General features: G+C 65.5%; 14 protein-coding genes. 8 read left to right on the forward strand and 6 right to left on the reverse strand.

Annotated features, from left to right (window positions below):
* Positions 1-12: 12 nt before the first annotated feature.
* The 4 genes from aceF to HALO32_RS10625 all read left to right on the forward strand — a co-directional run bounded on the left by aceF (position 13) and on the right by HALO32_RS10625 (position 4,477).
* Positions 13-2,019 (forward strand): pyruvate dehydrogenase complex dihydrolipoyllysine-residue acetyltransferase, encoded by a 2,007-nt coding sequence (aceF, locus tag HALO32_RS10610; protein ID WP_151443851.1) that lies wholly within the window; start codon positions 13-15, stop codon positions 2,017-2,019.
* A 236-nt stretch (positions 2,020-2,255) separates the two neighbouring features.
* Entirely contained in the window at positions 2,256-2,912 is a 657-nt protein-coding gene (gene adk, locus HALO32_RS10615) for an adenylate kinase (RefSeq protein WP_151443852.1), read from the forward strand.
* A 105-nt stretch (positions 2,913-3,017) separates the two neighbouring features.
* Positions 3,018-3,722, forward strand: a complete 705-nt coding sequence (tsaB, locus tag HALO32_RS10620; RefSeq protein ID WP_151443853.1) for a tRNA (adenosine(37)-N6)-threonylcarbamoyltransferase complex dimerization subunit type 1 TsaB — start codon at positions 3,018-3,020, stop codon at positions 3,720-3,722.
* The gene (locus HALO32_RS10625; RefSeq protein ID WP_151443854.1) at positions 3,719-4,477 is read left to right on the forward strand and encodes a class I SAM-dependent methyltransferase; all 759 of its coding nucleotides are present in this window, start codon (positions 3,719-3,721) and stop codon (positions 4,475-4,477) included. Before tsaB ends, HALO32_RS10625 begins: the two co-directional genes overlap by 4 nt.
* A 2-nt stretch (positions 4,478-4,479) precedes the next feature.
* Here the strand turns inward: HALO32_RS10625 and plsB are convergent, their stop codons facing one another.
* The gene (gene plsB, locus HALO32_RS10630) at positions 4,480-6,933 is read right to left on the reverse strand and encodes a glycerol-3-phosphate 1-O-acyltransferase PlsB (protein WP_225809937.1); all 2,454 of its coding nucleotides are present in this window, start codon (positions 6,931-6,933) and stop codon (positions 4,480-4,482) included.
* Positions 6,934-7,061: 128 nt separating this feature from the next.
* On the opposite strand from plsB, the gene HALO32_RS10635 reads away from it, so the two are divergent.
* The gene (locus HALO32_RS10635; RefSeq protein ID WP_151443855.1) at positions 7,062-8,183 is read left to right on the forward strand and encodes a phospholipase D-like domain-containing protein; all 1,122 of its coding nucleotides are present in this window, start codon (positions 7,062-7,064) and stop codon (positions 8,181-8,183) included.
* A 106-nt stretch (positions 8,184-8,289) separates the two neighbouring features.
* Here HALO32_RS10635 and HALO32_RS10640 read toward each other — a convergent pair whose 3' ends face one another.
* Positions 8,290-8,940 carry a YecA/YgfB family protein gene (locus HALO32_RS10640; RefSeq protein ID WP_151443856.1) on the reverse strand — a complete coding sequence of 217 codons (651 nt, stop codon included), beginning with the start codon at positions 8,938-8,940 and terminating at the stop codon, positions 8,290-8,292.
* A gap of 76 nt (positions 8,941-9,016) precedes the next feature.
* Here HALO32_RS10640 and HALO32_RS10645 point away from each other — a divergent pair, with 76 nt between their 5' ends.
* The 3 genes from HALO32_RS10645 (at position 9,017) to HALO32_RS10655 (ending at position 12,581) form a co-directional block, all read left to right on the forward strand.
* Positions 9,017-9,565, forward strand: coding sequence for a SprT family zinc-dependent metalloprotease (locus HALO32_RS10645; RefSeq protein ID WP_151443857.1), 549 nt, complete (start codon positions 9,017-9,019; stop codon positions 9,563-9,565).
* 176 nt (positions 9,566-9,741) lie between these two features.
* A complete protein-coding gene (gene acs / locus HALO32_RS10650; RefSeq protein ID WP_151443858.1) occupies positions 9,742-11,691 on the forward strand; it encodes an acetate--CoA ligase in 1,950 nt (649 codons plus the stop codon).
* A 227-nt stretch (positions 11,692-11,918) separates the two neighbouring features.
* Positions 11,919-12,581: a LuxR C-terminal-related transcriptional regulator gene (locus HALO32_RS10655; protein WP_151443859.1), complete on the forward strand. Its 663-nt coding sequence runs from the start codon at positions 11,919-11,921 to the stop codon at positions 12,579-12,581.
* 259 nt (positions 12,582-12,840) lie between these two features.
* Here the strand turns inward: HALO32_RS10655 and HALO32_RS10660 are convergent, their stop codons facing one another.
* The 4 genes from HALO32_RS10660 to HALO32_RS10675 form a co-directional block, all read right to left on the reverse strand.
* On the reverse strand, positions 12,841-16,782 hold the full coding sequence (locus HALO32_RS10660; RefSeq protein ID WP_151443860.1) for a hybrid sensor histidine kinase/response regulator: 3,942 nt from the start codon (positions 16,780-16,782) through the stop codon (positions 12,841-12,843).
* 92 nt (positions 16,783-16,874) lie between these two features.
* Complete coding sequence (locus HALO32_RS10665) at positions 16,875-17,390, reverse strand: hypothetical protein (protein WP_151443861.1); 516 nt, start codon at positions 17,388-17,390, stop codon at positions 16,875-16,877.
* Positions 17,391-17,487: 97 nt separating this feature from the next.
* On the reverse strand, positions 17,488-19,284 hold the full coding sequence (locus tag HALO32_RS10670; protein ID WP_151443862.1) for a sodium:solute symporter family protein: 1,797 nt from the start codon (positions 19,282-19,284) through the stop codon (positions 17,488-17,490).
* Positions 19,285-19,290: 6 nt separating this feature from the next.
* Complete coding sequence (locus HALO32_RS10675; protein ID WP_040185430.1) at positions 19,291-19,551, reverse strand: DUF4212 domain-containing protein; 261 nt, start codon at positions 19,549-19,551, stop codon at positions 19,291-19,293.
* Positions 19,552-19,940 lie beyond the last annotated feature (389 nt).

Here is a 19,940-nt window from a genome sequence, read left to right on the forward strand (position 1 = left end):
AGGAGCGCGACCTTGAGTAGCGAAATCATCAAAGTTCCGGACATCGGTGGCGATACCGATGTGGAAATCATCGAGATCGCGGTGGCCGAGGGCGATGTCATCGCTCCGGAGGACACCCTGATCACGCTGGAGTCCGACAAGGCCAGCATGGACGTGCCGGCGCCGAAGGGCGGCAAGGTGGTCAAGGTGCTGGTCAAGGAGGGCGACACCGTCTCCGAAGGCGACGGGATCGTCGAGATCGAGGCCGAGGGTGGCGGCGACCCCGAGGAGGGGGAGAGCGAGGTCTCCGAGACCAAGAAGGCGCCCGATCCGGCACCCGAACCGGCCGCGGAGAAGCCCGCCGCCAAGAGCGGGGGCGGTGGCAAGCGCACCGTGGAGGTCAAGGTCCCTGACCTCGGCGGTTCCGCGGATGTCGAGATCATCGAGGTAGCGGTGGCCGAGGGCGACGAGGTGGCCGCCGAGGATACGCTGATCACCCTGGAGTCCGACAAGGCCTCCATGGACGTGCCGAGCCCCCATGCCGGAACGCTGGTCTCGCTCACCGTCAAGGAGGGTGACACCGTCTCAGAGGGTGACGTGATCGGTACCATGGAAGTCGCGGACGCGGGCGCCAGTGAGGGGGACGGCGCCGCCGAGCCCGCCGCCGAGAGTTCTCCTGCGCCTCAGGCCAGCACCACGCGGGACGAAGCACCGGCCGAGGAGGAGGATGGCGGCAGTGGTCAGCCCGAGCGCAAGGAGGTGCGTGTCCCGGACCTCTCCGGCTCTGCCGATGTGCCGATCATCGAGATCGCCGCCAGCGCCGGCGACGAGGTCGACGAGGAGGACCCGCTGATCACCCTGGAGTCCGACAAGGCCTCCATGGACGTCCCCAGTCCCTACAAGGGCAAGCTGGTCGAGCTGACCGTCAAGGAGGGTGATACCGTCTCCGAGGGCGACCTGATCGGTTATATCGAGGTGGCTGGCAGCAAGCCCGCCGCCAAGCCGGCGGCGAAGCCGCCCGAGCAGAAGGCGGCGCCGAAGGCCGAGGCACCGACGGCAACGCCAGCCGGGTCGCCGAGCCCCGAGGCTCAGATGGCTGCGCACAAGCCGCGCGACGGCAAGCTGGTTCACGCTGGCCCGGCGGTGCGCATGCTGGCGCGAGAGTTGGGTGTCGATCTGGGGCTGGTCAAGCCCAGCGGGCCGAAGGATCGCGTCCTGAAAGAAGACGTCCATGCCTACGTCAAGCAGGTGATGGCCGGCAAGACGCAGGCACCTGCTGCGGCGGCGCCGTCCGCTGGCGGTAGTGGCATCCCGCCGATCCCGGATCAGGACTTCAGCCAGTTCGGCGAGGTGGAAGAGAAGCCCATGGGCCGCCTGATGAAGATGGGCGCCACCAACCTGCATCGCAGCTGGGTCAACCTGCCCCACGTCACCCAGTTCGACGAGGCGGACATCACCGAGCTTGAAGCCTTCCGCAAGTCGATGAAGGCCGAGGCCGAGGCCCAGGGCGCCAAGCTCACGCCGCTGCCCTTCCTGATCAAGGCCTGTGCCTATGCGCTGCGCAAGTTCCCGCAGTTCAACGTCAGTCTGAAGAGCGACGGCGAGACGGTCGTGCACAAGAAGTACGTGCATATCGGCGTTGCCGTGGACACCCCGGACGGTCTGATGGTGCCGGTGATCCGCGATGCCGATCAGAAGTCGCTGATCGATCTGGCCAAGGAGTCCGTGGAACTGGCCGGCAAGGCGCAGTCGAAGAAGCTCAAGCGCGAGGAGATGACGGGTGGCTGCTTCACCATCTCCAGCCTGGGCTCCATCGGGGGCACCGCCTTCACACCGATCGTCAATGCCCCGGAGGTGGCCATCCTGGGCATCTCCAAGGCACAGATGAAGCCGGTGTGGGATGGCCAGGCCTTCCAGCCGCGGCTGATGATGCCGCTGTGTCTCTCCTATGACCACCGGGCGGTCAATGGTGCCGATGCGGCGCGCTTCACCGCCTTCCTGGACCAGGTGCTGACGGATATTCGTCGGCTGCTGCTATAGCACGGCTCCCAGGGGGATATAACGGCGCCACCCGGCGCCGTTATCTTTCCTGTGGGTGCTATCGAGCAGGGCAGACCAAAGTGCTATTCGGTTCCAGTCGCCTGATACGCGGTGCTTTTCTCTGATTTCGAAGGTCGGCTGATGGCCCCGTCGCTTGTCTGGGCCTGACGGCACGGTTATCGTTCGGTTCTCCCCTTTTCTTCGTGTACGAGAGTCACACTTCAAGGAGCAGTCAGATGCGTTTGATCCTGTTGGGCGCCCCCGGTGCCGGCAAGGGCACTCAGGCCCAGTTCATCTGCGAGCGGTTCGATATCCCGCAGATCTCTACCGGTGACATGTTGCGTGCCGCGGTGAATGAAGGCAGCGACCTGGGGCTCAAGGTTAAGGAAATCATGAACAGCGGGGGCCTGGTGTCCGATGACATCATCATCGCCCTGGTCAAGGAGCGCATCAGCCAGCCCGACTGCGCCAACGGCTTCCTGTTCGACGGTTTCCCGCGCACCATCCCCCAGGCTCAGGCCATGAAGGACGCCGAGGTCAAGATCGACCATGTGCTGGAAATCGCCGTGGACGACGAGGAGATCGTCCAGCGTCTGGCCGGTCGGCGTGTGCACCCGGGCTCTGGCCGCGTCTATCATGTCCGGTACCAGCCGCCCAAGGAAGAGGGCAAGGATGACGTTACCGGCGAGGCGTTGATCCAGCGCGACGACGACCGCGAGTCCACGGTGCGCAACCGCCTGGCGGTCTACCATGAGCAGACGGCGCCGCTTGTCGACTACTACCGGCAGTGGGCCAAGGAGGATCCCGAGGCGGCGCCGGAATATCATCGCGTCGAAGGGGTAGGCAGCATCGACGACATCACCGCTCAGGTGATCGAGGCGCTGGAGGGCTGAGCGACTGTCACCTCTCGTTACCGAAGGCCCGCCATGCGCGGGCCTTCGTCGTTGGCGGTGGTGCACGTATAATGCCCCGACACTTCTCGCCGTGACCGCTTGCCCATGCCGACCCTGCTGGCCCTGGATGCCTCTTCGAGCGCCTGTTCCGCCGCCCTGCTGCACCGCCGCGAAGGGCTCGATGACGAACTGATCTCACGCTTCGCCCTGACCCCGCGGGAGCACACCCGGCGACTGCTGCCGATGGTCGATGAGGTGCTCGCCGAGGCCGGCCTGCCGGCTTCGGCACTGGATGCCGTGGCTTATGGCCGAGGGCCGGGCTCCTTCACTGGCCTGCGCATCGCCGCCGGCGTCGCCCAGGGGCTTGCCTTCGGCCTCGACCGGCCGCTGGTCGGTGTCTCGACCCTCGAGGCACTGGCGCTGGGCGCCCATCGCCGCCACCATTACCGCTGGCTGATCACCGCCCTGGATGCCCGCATGGGCGAGATCTATGTGGCAGCCTGGCAGTGCCGCGATGGCGCGCCCGCGGCGTTGACCGAGGAGGCGGTGATGCCACCGGGACGGTTGCGCCTGCCTGACGGCCATGATGACCACGACTGGGTCGGCATCGGCTCCGGCTGGACCCTGTGGGACCAGATGTCCGCCGAGGTGCAGGCCGAGATGGGGCTTTGCCTGACCGAGCCCGAGGCCGAGGCCGCCGATATGGCCCTGCTGGCGATGAACGAGCTGGAAGCCGGAGGAGGCCAGCCCGCCCATCTCGCCCAGCCGATCTACCTGCGCGATCGGGTCGCCTGGCAGAAGAGCCGATGAGGCAGGCCGTGCCGGTGGGGGTGGAGGACCCGGCTCTTGCGGTGCGCCTCGGCCTGCCTCGGAGCGGGGAAGGCGAGGCCGAGCTGCTGTTGCGCCACCAGGGCGATCGTCTGGTGCTGGCCGGCGACCCGAAGCGCCATGGCCATCCGCTGGCGGTGGATTTCGTCGCCGGGCGTGCTGCCCATCGGCGTCGCTTCGGCGGCGGGCGTGGCCAGCTGGTGGCCCGCGCCTGCGGCCTGGCCAGGGGCGTCACGCCCTCGGTGGTGGATGCCACCGCGGGTCTCGGGCGCGATGCCTTCGTGCTGGCGAGCCTGGGGGCGGAGGTGCTGTTGATCGAGCGGGTCGCAGCGATCTTCGCGCTGCTCGAGGACGGCCTGGCGCGAGCGCGGCTCGATCCGGAGACTCGCGATATCGCCGCGCGCATGGCGCTTGTCCATGGTGACGCCGCCCGCGGGCTGGAGGCGCTGGTGGCGAGGGGGGCAGTGGCACCCCAGGTCATCCACCTGGACCCCATGTTCCCCCACCGCGACAAGTCCGCGCTGGTCAAGAAGGAGATGCGGCTCTTCCGTACACTGGCCGGGGATGACCCGGATGCTCCGCGGCTGCTGGAGGCGGCACTGGACGTAGCCACTCATCGGGTGGTGGTCAAGCGGCCCCGCAAGGCCCCGCCCATCTCGGGACCGCCGCCCCGCCACGTCATCGAGGACAGGACCAGCCGCTATGACCTCTATGTCCACCGCCGCCTGGATGCCTGACCTCAGCTCTCGCCCTGGCGACTGACCAGCTGCAGCCGGTGGCGCAGCGCCGGGTCGAACAGCGCCCGGCTTCGCTGGGCCGCCTCGCGCAGGCGGTCGTCGAACACCAGGCGGCCGTTCTCGGTGCACAGCCATCCCTGTGCCTCCAGGCTCTCCACCAGGCCGGAGAACAGCCGGGTATCGAAGAACTCCGGCGCATCCAGCCCCGAAAGCAGGGCCAGCCGTTCGGCGAGCTCGCGGCTGCGTGCGGTCAGCTCGTCGGCCGTGAAGTGCCCGGCGGGCTCGCTCAGCAGCACCGACAGCAGCAGATAGCCGCGTTCCAGGGAGGGCTGCATCAGGCCCCCGAGCATGCGCAGCTGCTCTCCGGCCTCCAGCGACTCGCCAGGCCGTCGCCAGCCTTCGGCGTCTCGTTCCAGCAGCCCTGCGTCGACCAGGGCCTCGAGCATGGAGGCCAGGTCCTCGCGCAGCGATGCCGACGGCGGGACCATCAGCTCTCGGGTCAGGATCGGCCAGCCGGGGGAGAGCAGGGCCTCCAGGGCATCCAGGTCATGGTAGGCCTGGTGGCGGAAGGCGAAGGCGGAGAGTCCGGCCAGCGCGAAGAGGTGCAGCACGTTGTTGCGATACCAGCCCAGCTCTCCGGCTTGGCGATCATCGGCGACGATGATGTCGCCCAGCGGGTGCGGTCGGCGCTCGACCATCCCCAGGGCGAGCACGCGCTCGAGCCAGGCGTCAGGTGTACCTTCCGGGAGGCTGGCATGGCGTCCACCCGGGAAGCGTTGTTGCAGGGTTACCAGCAACCCCAGCTGGCGCCTGAGCAGACTGGCCTCGATGGCATGATGCGGAGTGGCCAGCAGGGCCAGGGCCACCAGGTTGACCGGGTTGAGAGCGGCGGCGGCGTTGATGCGCTGCGAGAGGGACTCGCCCAGGCGGGGAACGACTCGGGCGAGCCAGGGCGGGCGCGGCTCGTCGAGCCGTCGACGCCAGCCGGGCACCTCCGCGTCGAGGAAGGCCGGGAGCGACAGGGGCTCGCCGATGTTCACGGTGACCTGGCCGAAGGGCTGGCGCAGCCGGCCGAGTACCCGGAGCAGGCCCCACGGGCTCTCCTTGCGCTTCCTGCCGCCATGCAGCTCGCGCTGGTAGCTGCCGCTCTCGAGGATGCGCTCGTAGCCGATGTAGACCGGTACGAAGACCAGCGGCTGGCCACCGCCGCGTGCGCCGCGCAGGTAGGAGCGCAGGGTCATCGAGAGCATGCCGGGCCGGGCGGGCAGCATGCGGCCACTGCGCGAACGTCCCCCCTCGATGAAGTACTCCAGCGGGTGGCCGCGGGAGATAAGGCGGTGCAGGTACTCGTTGAAGACCGTGGCATAGAGGCGGTTGTCGCGGAAGCTGCGGCGCATGAAGAAGGCCCCGCCGCGACGCAGCAGTGGGCCGACCAGGGGCATGTCGAGGTTGCGTCCGGCGGCGATGTGCGGGGGCATCAAACCGTCGCGATACAGCACATAGGAGAGCAGCAGGTAGTCGATATGGCTGCGATGGCAGGGAACGTAGACCAGGGTGTGGTCGCCGGCGATGGCCTTGACCCGCTCCAGGCCGTGCACCGCCACGCCGTCATAGAGACGGTTCCAGAGACGCCGCAGCAAGCCGTCCATGAAGCGCAGCACCGGGTAGGTCATGTTCGAAGCGATCTCGCGGCCGTAGCGGCGCGCCCGCTTCTCGAGGCGCGCCGGTGAGCGTTGCTCCGCGGTGGCCACTTCCTGGATGACGCGGCGCACCTCGGAGCTCGCCGCGACCCCCTCGATCAGGGTGCGTCGGTGGGAGAGGTCCGGGCCCAGAACCCGGGTGCGCAGGCGGCGGAAGTGCACCCGCAGCAGCCGCGCGACCTTGCGATTGGTGAGGCGGGCCTCTCGCTCGTCCAGGAGGTCGCTGAGCCTGAGCGGGGTGCCGAGATGGATCTCCACGTCCTTGCCGTTGATCACCACCGACAGCAGGCGGCGAAGCCGCCCGGTGAGCTGCCAGCTGTCCGCGGCAAGCAGTTGCCAGAAGCCGAAGCGCTTGTCCGGGGCGCGCCCCCAGAAGATGCTGACCGGCACCAGCTGAACATCGCGGGCGGGGTCACGCTGGCACTGCTCGATCAGCGACCGGAAGGGGGCTTCCGGTCGCCGCGTGCGGCGTCCAAGGCGTCGGCTCGGGGCGGGTAGCGGCAGGCTGGCGGGCACGCTGACCGCGCCGATGGTGTGTCGTCCGACGGCCGCCGGCAGGCCATGGGCACGGGTCAGCGATGCCAGCAGCAGGGTGTCGGAGAGCGCCGGGTGCGGGAGCACATAGAGGGTCGGGAGCGTCGGCTCGAGGGGGAGCGCCTCGGGCTCGGGCTCGATCAGCCGGATCCGGGCCCAGCGCGCCATCAGTCGCTCTAGCGGCGCGCGCAGCGCACCGGCCAGCATGCGTGCAAGGCCCATCCTGTCGCCTTTGCCCGGGGGTGAGCCGTCAGTATAGCGGCCCGTCTCCCGGCGGTCAGGGGGCAGGGCTTTTCCCGGGGCGGCAAACATGCGTCAATGCTGTAACGGTATGTGACAGGGACGGTGCCATGCACGGCATGTGGCGAGACGGCAATCACTTCGAACTGCTTCCCGAGGCGGCCCTCTTCCTGCCCACGATGTTCCAGGCCGTCGATCGGGCGCGCCACTCCGTGCTGATCGAGCTCTACCTGATGGAATCCGGCCGGCTGGCCACGGCAATGATCGGGTCGCTGTTGCGCGCTGTCGAGCGTGGGGTGTCGGTACTGCTGCTGCTCGACGGCTACGGGGCCATGGGGCTGGCCAGTGCCGATCGCCAGCGTCTCGAGGAAGGGGGAGTGGCGCTGCGCTTCTTCAATCCGCTGGGGATGCAGTCGCTGGTGCGAAACCTGACCCGGGACCACCGTAAGCTGGTGGTGGTCGACGGTGAAGAGGCCTTCACCGGGGGCTTCGGGGCAGTGGACGAGTTCCTGGATGCCTGGTATGAGGTGGCGATGCGCATCGAGGGGCCGGTGGTGGCCGACTGGGTCCGGCTGTTTTGCCGGCTCTGGGATTCCCCCATGAGTCGCGGGCCGGGCAGGGCTTCGCTGGTGCGGGGGCTGGAGCTTGCCGCGCGCCATCGCAAGGGCTACCGCGGCATGCGGGGTCGGGTAGTATGGGGGCAGGGCTATCGCTACCAGGCGATCCGCCACTCGCTGCATCACCGGGTTTCGACGGCCTCGCAGCGGCTGTGGATCTGTACCCCCTACTTCGTACCCACCTTCACCCTGCGCAGGCGCCTGGCCCAGGCCGCCCGACGCGGCGTCGACGTGCGCCTGCTGCTTCCCGGCGAGGTTCACGACCATCCCGGCGTGCGCTACGCCGGGCAGCGCTTCTATGGCCGCCTGCTGCGGGCGGGGGTGCGCATCTTCGAGTTCCAGCCCACCTTCATCCATGCCAAGTTCTCGCTGGCCGATGACTGGGTCAGCCTTGGCTCGTGCAACTTCGACCACTGGAGCCTGCAATGGAACCTGGAGGCCAATCAGGAGGTGGAAGACCGCCGCTTCGCCACCGAGGTCGCCGGGCTCTTCGAGCGTAACTTCGCGTCGAGCCGGGAGATCGACCCCGAGGCCTGGTCAAGGCGGCCACGCTTGCAGCGCCTGCGCGAGTGGCTCTATGGGATCCTGGACGGGATGCTGACGCGGTTAAGGTAGCTACGAGCTGCAAGCTGCAAGGAAGGGATCAGCCTTGATCCCTTGTCTCCTTGTGACTCGCTTCGCTTGGCCTCTTGGCCTCTTGGCCTCTTGGCCTCTTGGCCGCCTATCGCCGGCCCTTGCCGCGCCCGGCAGGCTGCTTGCGACGTGGCTTGGGCTTTGGCGTCTCCGGGGGGACGCGATAGTGCAGGTAGAGGTCCAGTACCAGCTCCGGCAGCTGAGTGACGAGGCCCTCGAGTCGTGTCGTATCGCCGGCCAGCTCCGCCATGTCAGGCTCATCATTGAATAGCCCGGAAAGCAGCATGAAGGGCAGCAGCAGGGTAGCGGCGGCCTCTTCGTCATCGGTGAACCAGGCGGCTTCATCGAGGAAGACCCCTTCCATGAAGCCAGCGCACCAGTCGCCGATTGGCGTCTCCTCGGGGGCGCTGTCGTCCAGTTCGAGCTCGAAGGGGAGTTCCGGTAGGCCGCCCGCTTCCAGTATCTCGATGGCGTTGCACCTGAGGCGCTCGAATAACCCCAGGATCATCTCGCGCTCGGCGTCGTCCGCGAAGGCCGGTTCGCCATGGAACAGTTCGGCGACCCAGGCCGCCGCCGGCAGGTCGCGCGGGGCCACGGCCAGGGCCATGAGGAAGCCGTGGGCGCCGATCAGGTCCAGGGCGTCGGCGTCGACCCGTTCGGAATCAAGGAAGTCGTCAAGCAGGTCGAGCTCCTCGTCTTCGAGGAGCGGCTGCGGGATGGGCGCTTCGGCATCGGACATGACGGCTCTCGCAGGGAAAACGTGGGCAGGGGGGAAGGCTTTACGCCTCGACGCGAAGTCGCCATTCTATCATCCCATGACGATACCCGCGCTTCCCGCCCCCGACACCGCCTGGCTCGAGACCCTCGACCGGCCGGCCCTCCACCGTTCCGTCAGCCAACGGGTCGAATCGGCTTTCCGGCTATGTCGCGAGTTGCACCCGGGGCTGCCGCGTCCTGCAGTATGGCTGGACCTGCGCGGCAAGTGTGCCGGCCAGGCGCACTTCGGGCGCGGCGGGCTGCGCTTCAATCCGTTGCTCCTGGAGGAGAATCGCCTCGCCTTCCTGGTCGAGGTGGTGCCTCATGAGATGGCCCACTGGCTGGTGCATCATCTGGAGGACGGCCACCGGGCGCGGCCCCATGGCCACGAATGGCAGACCGTGATGCGTCGCCTTTTCGGCGTGGAGCCCCGGACCACTCATCGTTTCGATACCCAGCGAGCCAGTCCCACGCCGTATCGCTATCGCTGTGGTTGCCGAGAACACGGATTTTCTGCCCGGCGGCACCGCCTGGCACGGCGGGGGCAAGGGTACCGGTGCCGGCACTGTGCTCAGACCTTGGTCTATCTCGGCTGTTCCGCTTCCTGAATTCCCTTGTAAGTCATTGTGAATTATAGGAAAAATGTTTCTACCAATGTCTAAAGGGAAGGCCGCTTCCTGACGTATATGCTGTTATTTGGCTTTATGGGGCCGGCGCGTCCAAGAGCAACGTGTCGGCAACATCCACCTGGAGGGTGTCCCCACCCCTGGACAGAGGCATATCCATGACCGAACACCAGAAAGTCCATCCCGTAAGCGAAGAGTTTGCCGCCAAGGCCCACGCCGACAAGGCCACCTATGAGGCCATGTACCAGCAGTCGGTTGATGACCCCAAGGGTTTCTGGGGTGAGCAGGCCAAGCGCCTCGACTGGATGAAGGCGCCGACCAAGATCAAGCATACCTCCTTCGACTCGCACAACGTGGATATCCGCTGGTTCGAGGATGGTACCCTCAATGCCAGCGTCAACTGCCTCGATCGCCATCTCGAGACGCGCGGCGACCAGCCGGCGATCATCTGGGAAGGTGACGATCCCAAGGATGACAAGACGCTCAGCTATCGCGAGCTCTACGAGCAGACATGCCAGATGGCCAACGGCCTCAAGGAGCTGGGTGTCGGCAAGGGTGACGTCGTCACGCTCTACATGCCGATGATTCCCGAGGCCGCCATGGCGATGCTGGCCTGTGCCCGCATCGGTGCCGTGCACTCGGTCGTGTTCGGCGGCTTCTCCCCGGATGCCGTGGCCCAGCGCGTGATCGGAGCCAATTCCAAGTTGATCATCACCGCCGACGAGTCCGTGCGCGGCGGTAAGCAGGTGCCGCTCAAGGACAACGTCGATGCCGCCCTGACCCGCGACGGTACCGAGGTCTGCGAGAAGGTGCTGGTGGTCAAGCGTACCGGTGGTGAGATCGACTGGAAGGAGGGGCGCGACGTCTGGTACGACGATATCGTCGCCAAGCAGTCCACCGATTGCCCGGCCGAGGAGATGGGGGCCGAGGATCCGCTGTTCATTCTCTACACCTCCGGTTCGACCGGGGCGCCCAAGGGCTTGAAGCACACCACCGGTGGCTATCTGCTGCATGCCGCCTTGACCCACCAGTATGTCTTCGACTATCAGGACGGCGAAGTCTACTGGTGCACTGCCGACGTGGGCTGGGTCACCGGCCACAGCTATATCGTCTATGGCCCGCTGGCCAACGGCGGCACCACCCTGATGTTCGAGGGCGTGCCCAGCTATCCGACCCATGGCCGCATGGGCGAGATCGTCGACAAGCATAATGTCAACATCCTGTATACCGCGCCTACCGCGGTGCGCGCGCTGATGGCCCATGGCGACGACGTCATGGATTCCAGCAAGCGCGACAGTCTGCGCGTGCTCGGTTCGGTGGGCGAACCTATCAACCCTCAGGCGTGGGAGTGGTTCCATCAGGTGATCGGCAACGGGAAGTGCCCCATCGTCGATACCTGGTGGCAGACCGAGACCGGCGGCATCATGATCGCGCCGCTGCCCGGCGCCATCGATCTCAAGCCGGGTTCCGCCACCCTGCCGTTCTTCGGCGTTGTGCCTGCGCTGGTCGATAACGAGGGCAACGAGCTCAAGGGGGCCACCGAGGGTAACCTGGTGATCCTGGATTCCTGGCCGGGCCAGGCGCGCTCCATCTGGGGCGACCACGACCGCTTCGTTCAGACCTACTTCTCGGCGTTCAAGGGCGTGTATTTCACCGGTGACGGCTGCCGTCGTGACGAAGACGGCTACTACTGGATCACCGGTCGTGTCGATGACGTGCTCAACGTCTCCGGCCACCGCATGGGCACCGCGGAGATCGAATCCTCCCTGGTGGCTCACGAAGCCGTGGCCGAGGCGGCCGTGGTCGGCTTCCCCCACGACATCAAGGGGCAGGGCATCTATATCTATGTGACCCTGGCGGATGGCTTCGAAGAGAGTGACGAGCTCAAGAAGGAGCTGACTCAGTGGGTGCGCAAGGACATCGGCCCCATCGCCTCGCCTGATGTCATCCAGTGGGCGCAGGGTCTGCCCAAGACCCGCTCGGGCAAGATCATGCGCCGCATCCTGCGCAAGATCGCCGCCAACGAGGTTGATGGCCTGGGCGATACCAGCACCCTGGCGGATCCGTCGGTGGTCGATGAGCTGATCGAGCATCGCGCCAACCGCTGAGGGCGCTGGCCCTCCATGGCAGGCGACCATCGCCTGTCGCGTCGCTTCATGGCACGTCGAAAGCCGACCCTCGAGGGGTCGGCTTTTTCATCCATGGCAGACGCAGTGTCGACGATACTCGAGAGCCCTTGGGAATCGCCTTGGCCATGGGGTACCATACAGTCGACAATTTGTAGAGCCCAGCGTGGCGGCCTCGGTCCGCTGCTCGAGGAACCGGAGGAAGATCCATGGCCTTTGCCCAGAAATTCATCGTTGCCGATGACCATCCGCTGTTCCGTGCGGCTCTGACCCAGGCGCTGCGTCAGCTCGCCCCCCAGGCCGAGATCGTCGAATCCGATACGATGGAAGCGACCACCGAGGTAGTCACCCGACATCCCGATGCTGACCTGATTCTGCTGGATCTGCACATGCCAGGTGCCCACGGCTTCTCCGGCCTGATTCAGCTACGTGGCCAGACGCCGGATATCCCGGTCGCAGTGGTCTCCGGCAGCGATGAGGTCTATGTGGTGCGCCGCGCCATCGACTACGGGGCTTCGGGCTTCATTCCCAAGTCTTCTTCGCTGGCGCTGATCGCCGAGGCGGTGGGCGAGATCCTCGATGGCGAGGTCTGGCTGCCGGCCGAGATGGCCGAGGCGATGGGCGAGTCCAACGAGGAGGAGACGAAGTTTGCCGAGGCCATCGCCTCGCTGACGCCTCAGCAGTTCCGGGTGCTCAACATGCTTACCGAGGGGCTGCTCAACAAGCAGATCGCCTATGAACTAAGCGTCTCCGAGGCCACCATCAAGGCGCATGTCACCGCCATCCTGCGCAAGCTCGGCGTGCACTCCCGCACTCAGGCGGTGATCGCCGCCCAGAAGCTCGAGGTCGAGCCGCCGAAGGTGGAGTCGTAGCGCCGAGCTACAAGCGCCAAGGCACAAGCTTCAAGGAAATGCAGAAACCCACCGTCTGGTGGGTTTCTTGCGTTAACGGCTGTGCGGAAGCGAGGTAGCAAGGCGGCGGCGCGACGAGGGGCGCTGGGGGCAAGCCGCAGAGGAGGTCCTGCGCCAGGGATGGCGCCGGTAGCGTACAAGGAAGTATTCACAGCGCCTCCTCGCAGGGTTGCCGCCAGATCAGCCCCGAGTCGCCCAGCCTCGTTCTGTCATACCGGTGCTACTGAGCCGCGCGGCTGGCCTGCAGGGTGCGGGTGAGCAGGGCGCGCAGGGCGGCGGGGCGCACCGGCTTGAGCAGCAGCTGATAGCCGGCGCGCTTGACCTCCTCGGCCACCTCCTCGGTGCGGTCGGCGGTGATGACGATGCCGGGCACCGCACCCTCCAGCCGTTCGCCGAGTGCCTCGAGGGCCATCAGTCCGGTGACTTCGTTGTCCAGGTGGTAGTCTGCGAGTATCGCGTCCGGAGCGCCGTCCAGGTGGCGCATCACCGACTTGGCTCCGCCGATGGTGGTAGCCGTGAATACCTCGCAGCCCCAGCCCGAGAGCATCGCCTTCATGCCTTCGAGGATCAGCGACTCGTTGTCGATACAGAGGATGCGGGTGTCGGCGAGCTTGTTACCGGCGCGTTTCGGCGAGGCCTCCTCGGCCTGCTGTGTCGCGGTGCGAGGCGCGACCACCGGCACGCTGACGGAGAACATGGTGCCGAACCCCTCCTTCGAGCGTACCCGGATGGGATGATCCAGCACCCGGGCCATGCGGTCGGCGATGGACAGCCCGAGGCCCAGGCCCTTCTCGCTCTCCTTGTGACGCGTGGCCTGATCGAGGCGCCGGAATTCCTGAAAGATCTCGAGCTGCTTGGCTTCGGGGATCCCCGGGCCCGAGTCCCAGACTTCGATGGTGATGCGTTCGCCATGGCGTCGGCAGCCCAGCAGAACCCGACCGGCCTGAGTGTAGCGGATGGCGTTGGAGAGGAAGTTCTGGATGATCCGGCGCAGCATCTGGGGATCGCTGTCGACCCACTGGCGGGTCGACACCACCACCAGGTCCAGGCCGCGCTCCTCGGCCATCACTTGGAACTCGGCGCGCAGCGGGCGGATGATATCCGCGAGGGCGAAGTGGCTGCGTCGCGGGGTGAGGGCGCCGGCATCCAGCTTTGAAATGTCGAGCAGGGTGCTCAGCAGCTCCTCGGCGGCCTGTAGCGAGTTGTCGATATGGCCGATGGTGCGCTTCATGTCCTCCGCCGCCATCTCTTGGGCGAGGGCCGAGGTGAACAATCTCGCGGCATTGAGCGGCTGCAGGAGATCGTGGCTGGCGGCGGCCAGGAAGCGTGTCTTGGAGGCATTGGCATCCTCGGCCAGCTGCTTGGCCTGGCGCAGGGCGAGTTCGGCCTCGGCGCGCACCCGGTTCTCCTGGCGCAGGGCGGCGTTGGCCTCGGAGAGGGCCTGAGTGCGCTCGCGCACCCGCTCTTCCAGCGTCTCGTTGGTTTCCTTGAGGGCAATCTCGGCCAGGCGTCGCTCGGTGATGTCCTGGTAGAGGGCGAAGAAGCCGAGTATCGACCCGCTGTCGCCGAAATGCGGGGTATAGGTGACCAGCATATAGCGCCGTTCGTCGCCGAGGGGTAACGAGACCTCGAAGTTGACCCGCTCACCGGCCAGGGCGCGCTCGATCCACGGCGTCCGCTCGCGGGCCATGCGGGGGTCCATCACTTCTTCCACGCGCTTGCCGATCACCGCGTTGCGGTCGATGCCGAAGGCTTGCTCGTAGGCGCGGTTGGTGAAGAGGTAGCGGCACTCCTTGTCGAAATAGGCGATCAGCGCCGGTACGTTGTCGGTATAGATGCGGATGTTGTTCTCGGAGCGGATCAGCGCTTCCTCGATGCGCTTCTGCTGGGTGATGTCCTGGTAGGTGTAGACGAAGCCGCCGCCGGGCATGGGATTGCCCTGCACCTCCAGTACGCTGCCGTCCTGGCGGTAGCGCACGTAGCGGTGGGGATGGCCCTCGCGGATGTTGTCGATCAGCAGTCGTACGTGCTCCTCGGGATCGCCGGGGCCGTATTCGCCGTTGTGAGCGTTGTAGCGGAAGATCTTGTCCATCGGGGCGCCGACGCGGATCAGGTGGTCGGGGAAGCGGAACAGCTCCAGGTAGCGCTGGTTCCACACCACCAGCCGCAGGTTCTGGTCGACCACGCTGATGCCCTGGCTGATGTTCTCGATGGTGGCCTGAAGCAGGGCGCGGTTGAACTCCAGCACCTGGGAGGCCTCGTCGACGATGGAAATCACGTCCGAGATGCCGATGCCGCGTCCCTGGAGGGCCGAGTTGACGACGATCCGGGCCGAGGAGGCGCCGAGTACCGAGGCCAGGAAGCGCTCGGTGAACTGGATGACGTCGATGGAAGCCCGGGTGTTGTCCTCCAGGGGGGTGCCGGTGCGCCGGGAATAATCCTCGAAGGCGCGGTTCACCTGGTTGGCGCCCAGGAAGCGCTCGCAGAGCACCTTGAGGTCGCCCACGGTAGTGGCACCGGTCCAGGGGCGGTTCACCGAGGTCTGGCGGGTCTCGACGCTGTCGACGAACAGCGAGGCCTGGATGCGCTCGACGACGCGCTGGGCGGTAACCTGGGAGACGAAGATATAGCAGAACAGGTTCACCCCCAGCGAGAGCATCACGCCATGGGTGAAGCTGTCGCCGACGTTGAGACCGAACAGTGAGGTGGGGGTCAGCCAGGCAACATTCAGCGGGCCGCCATCGAGCCAGCTCCCCGGCAGTACGCCGGCACCGATCAAAGTGGGCATCAGCAGGCTGTAGGCCCAGATGGCAAAGCCGGCATTCATGCCGACGATCACGCCGAGGCGGTTGCCCCGCTTCCAGTAGAGGCCGCCGATCAGTGCCGGGGCGAACTGGGCCGCGGCGGCGAAGGAGAGCATGCCGGTGTTGGCCAGGGAACTGAACTCGCCGATCAGCTGGTAGAAGCCGTAGGCCATGGCCAGGATCACGGCAATCGTGACGCGCCGCGCCCGCAGCACCAGTTGGCCATAGTCGCGCGGCTTGGTATCGAACCAGCGTAGTCGGAACAGGGCGGGGATGACGATCTCGTTGGAGATCATGATCGAGACCGCCACCGCGGCAACGATGACCATTCCGGTGGCCGCCGAGAAGCCGCCGATGAAGGTCAGCAGCGTCAGCCATTCGTTGCCTGCGGCCATGGGCAGGGCCAGCACGTAGGTGTCCGGCTCGATGCCGCTGTCGGCGAAGATGGTCAGGCCGGCCGCCGCGATGGGGATCACGAAGAAGGCGAAGGCCAGCAAGTAGATCGGGAAGAGCCAGCGGGCCTTGGTGGCATCATCACGGTGGATGTTCTCCACCACGGCCACGTGGAACTGGCGGGGCAGACAGAGAATGGCCAGCATGGCCAGCAGGGTCTGCGCCCAGAAACTCTGGCCGAAGTCCTGATCGGCCAGTTGACGCTGAAGGCCTAGCTGGGTCTCGGCATGGCCCAGCAGGTCGCCCAGGCCATCGAACATGCCCCAGGTGACGTAGGCCCCGAGTGCCAGGAAGGCGACAAGCTTGACCAGCGACTCGAAGGCCACGGCATGAATCAGGCCCTCGTGGTGCTCGGTGGCATCGGTATGGCGGGTACCGAAGAGAATGGCGAAAGCGGCCATTACCACCGCCACGTAGAAAGCCGTGTCACCGAACAGCGGCGCCCGGGTGATGTCGCCGGCATCGGTGATCACGCTGAAGGAGGTGGATACTGCCTTCAGCTGCAGCGCGATGTAGGGCAGGGTGCCGATCAGCGCCACCAGACTGGCAAAGGCGGCCAGCGACTGGGTCTTGCCGTAGCGCGAGGCGATGAAGTCGGCGATGGAGGTGACGTTCTGATGCTTGGCGACGCGAATCATCTTGGCCAGCACCGGCCAGAACAGCAGCAGGGTGAGGATGGGGCCGACGAAGATGCTGGCGAAGGACCAGCCCGCGGTGGCCGCCTGACCCACGGCGCCATGGAAGGTCCAGGAGGTGCAGTAGATGGCCAGCGCCAGGCTGTAGATCACCGGACGTCGCCGGCTTGCTCCATGTTCCCGGGCATGACGATCGCCCCGCCAGGCGATGGCGAACAGCACGCTGATATACAGCAGTGAAACGGCAATCAGCAGCCAGCCAGCGAACATGCACTCTTCTCCCTTCCGGATTCGCCCATTCTAGGGCATGGCCGGCCGCGGGACAGCCGTTGTTGAAGGATCAAGTGTTGAAGGATCGAGCGTCAGCCTTCCTTGCAGATAGCGCGGTAGAGCTGGCTGGAGGCCTCGACCCGGCGCATCTGTTCAGTGCGGGGTGTCCGCGATTCGCCTTCCAGGGGCAGCATTTCCCGGGTTGCACAGTTCATCAGGTAGGCCTGGTGGTTGACCTGGTCCACATACTCCTTCTCGAAGCGATAGAGAATGAACTCGACCAGACGGCCGTCATCTCCCTGGCTCACTGAAAGATTGTCCAGGTCCACGATGGTGAAGGCCGTGGTCATGGGAAAGGCGAAGGTCCATGGACGAAAGAACATCTGGCCTTCCTCCACGGAAATGACTTCTGCCGATTCGGGCAGCTGTTGCTGCTTGTGCTCGAGCCAGGTGTATTCGGTGTGGATCTGGTAGCCGAGCATTCCCAGGCCGCCACATGCCGGGATAAACCAGCGCGGCAGTCGCTTGCCACTGGCCAGCCGCAGGATCAGGCCGATTCCGGCGGCGCCGAGACCGGCGAAGACCGCTGCTATCAGGTGCCATATCATGAATCATGCGTCCTTAAAGCGATCGGGCTTCCCTGAGGAAGCCCGATCGGTAGTGGTTTGACTGGCCCGGCTAGCCGGGCCAGGTAGCCATTATGGCTTAGTGCCCGGTTGCGACACCAGCACCCTTGGGATAGCGCACGCTTTCCACCAGGTCCTGGATCTCCTGCGGAGGTTCCTCGGTTGCGTTGGAGACGAGGAAGGCCACGGCAAAGTTGAAGATCGCACCGACCGCACCGAAGGAGAGCGGCGAGACGCCCAGGATCCAGTTATCCGGCGTATTGGGCAACATGTTGGTGCCCGGAATGAACAGCCAGCCCAGGTAGGTGAAGATGTACAGCAGGGTCAGCAGCAGGCCAGTCAGCATGCCGGCAACCGCGCCCTTGTTGTTCACCCGCTTGGAGAAGATGCCCATCATCAGCGCCGGGAACAGCGAGGCGCCGGCGATACCGAAGGCCAGGGCCACCGTCTGCGCCGCGAAGCCCGGGGGATTCAGGCCCAGGTAGGTCGCCAGCAGGATGGCACCCGCCATGGAGATCCGCGCCGCCAGCATCTCGCCCTTCTCCGTGATCTTCGGGTTGATCATGGTCTTGATCAGGTCATGGCTGATGGCCGAGGAGATGGCCAGTAGCAGGCCCGCCGCCGTGGACAGGGCAGCCGCGATACCACCCGCGGCGATCAGGCCGATGACCCAGCCCGGCAGGTTGGCGATCTCCGGGTTGGCCAGTACCAGGATGTCGTTGTTGACCTCCAGTTCGCTGCCTTCCCAGCCACGCTCTGCAGCGGTCTCGGCGAAGTCTTCATTGCCGTCGTTGTAGAGCTGAATGCGCCCGTCGTCGTTTCTGTCGGTGTAGGTGATCAGGCCGGTCTCTTCCCAGGTCCTGATCCACTCTGGGCGCTGCTCGTAGGCCAGCGGGTTGGTCATGGCGTCTTCATAGCTTTCCACCTGGCCGGCCGCCTCGGGATAGACCGTGGTCATCAGGTTCAGGCGTGCCATGGAAGCCACCGCAGGCGCGGTCAGGTACAGCAGCGCGATGAACACCAGGGCCCAGCCGGCCGACCAGCGTGCATCCGCCACCTTGGGAACCGTGAAGAAGCGGATGATGACGTGGGGCAGGCCCGCGGTACCCACCATCAGCGACAGGGTGAAGAGCACCATGTTGAGCTTGTTGCTGACGTCGGCGGTGTAGTCCCGGAAGCCCAGCTCGTTCAGCACTTCATTGAGCTTGACCAGCAGCGGCACACCGGATTCGGAGTGAGTGCTGAACATGCCGAACATGGGAATGGGGTTGCCGGTCAGCTGCATCGCGATGAACACCGCCGGAATGGTGTAGGCGATGATCAGCACGATGTACTGGGCCACCTGGGTGTAGGTGATGCCCTTCATGCCGCCGAAGACCGCATACAGGAACACGATGGCGGCCGCGATCCAGATGCCCCAGGTGTTGGAGACTTCCAGGAAGCGGGAGAAGGCTACGCCGGCACCGGTCATCTGGCCGATGACGTAGGTGATCGAGGCGACCACCAGGCAGATCACGGCGACCAGGCGAGCGGTGTTGCTGTAGAAGCGGTCACCGATGAAGTCGGGTACCGTGAACTTGCCGAACTTGCGCAGGTAAGGCGCCAGCAGCATGGCCAGGATGACATAGCCACCGGTCCAGCCCATCAGGAAGCTGGAGTTGGCATAGCCCCCGGAGGCCAGCAGGCCGGCCATGGAGATGAAGGAAGCCGCGGACATCCAGTCGGCGGCGGTGGCCATGCCGTTGGTGATCGGATGCACGCCACCGCCGGCGACGTAGAAGTCCTTGGTCGAGCCCGCGCGGGCCCAGATCGCGATGCCGATGTAGAGGGCGAAGGAGGCCCCTACGAACAGCAGGTTGATTGCAAACTGACTCATGCTGGCTTACTCCCCGAGTCCGAACTGTTTATCGAGCCGGTTCATCTTCCAGGCGTAGAAGAAGATGATGCCGATGAAGGTGAGGATCGAACCCTGCTGGGCGAACCAGAACCCCAGGTCCGTTCCACCCACGGGAATGCCGGCCAGCAGCGGGCGAAGAAGGATGGCGAAGCCGTAGGAGACCAGGGCCCAGACGATCAGGCACCCCGTGATCAGGCGTACGTTGGCCTTCCAGTAAGCAGCGGCATTGGCTTTGTCGTCTGCCATAGTGTTGCTCTCCACTAGTTGTTCAGATTGGGAAGTTGCCCAGAGCGTTGAGGTTACTCATCAGGACAGTCGTGTCGGCGGAGCCAGCCTTGGCCTGCGCAGGCTGGTTCAGCCTGTCATCAGGTTGCCCGCTCCTAGTCGAAGTGCACTATCGACGCGGGATTGTCCTGCATGGCTCACCGCCAATAGTGGGCAGCAAACGCCTAAAATAAATCCCAGACTTTCGTATCATGAAAAGATACCGATGGAAGGTCTTCCAAAAAAACTCTTTTTTATCAGTAACCTAAACTTATCTTGTGAGTAATGTTTCGATGCCAAGGAAGCGCGCATAGGACGATGGTATAGCCTCAAATTCCATAGCAGTTAAACCTTGGTTCCTGATGATCTTT

This window comes from Halomonas lysinitropha (assembly GCF_902500215.1).
Classification (GTDB): Bacteria; Pseudomonadota; Gammaproteobacteria; order Pseudomonadales; family Halomonadaceae; genus Halomonas; species Halomonas lysinitropha.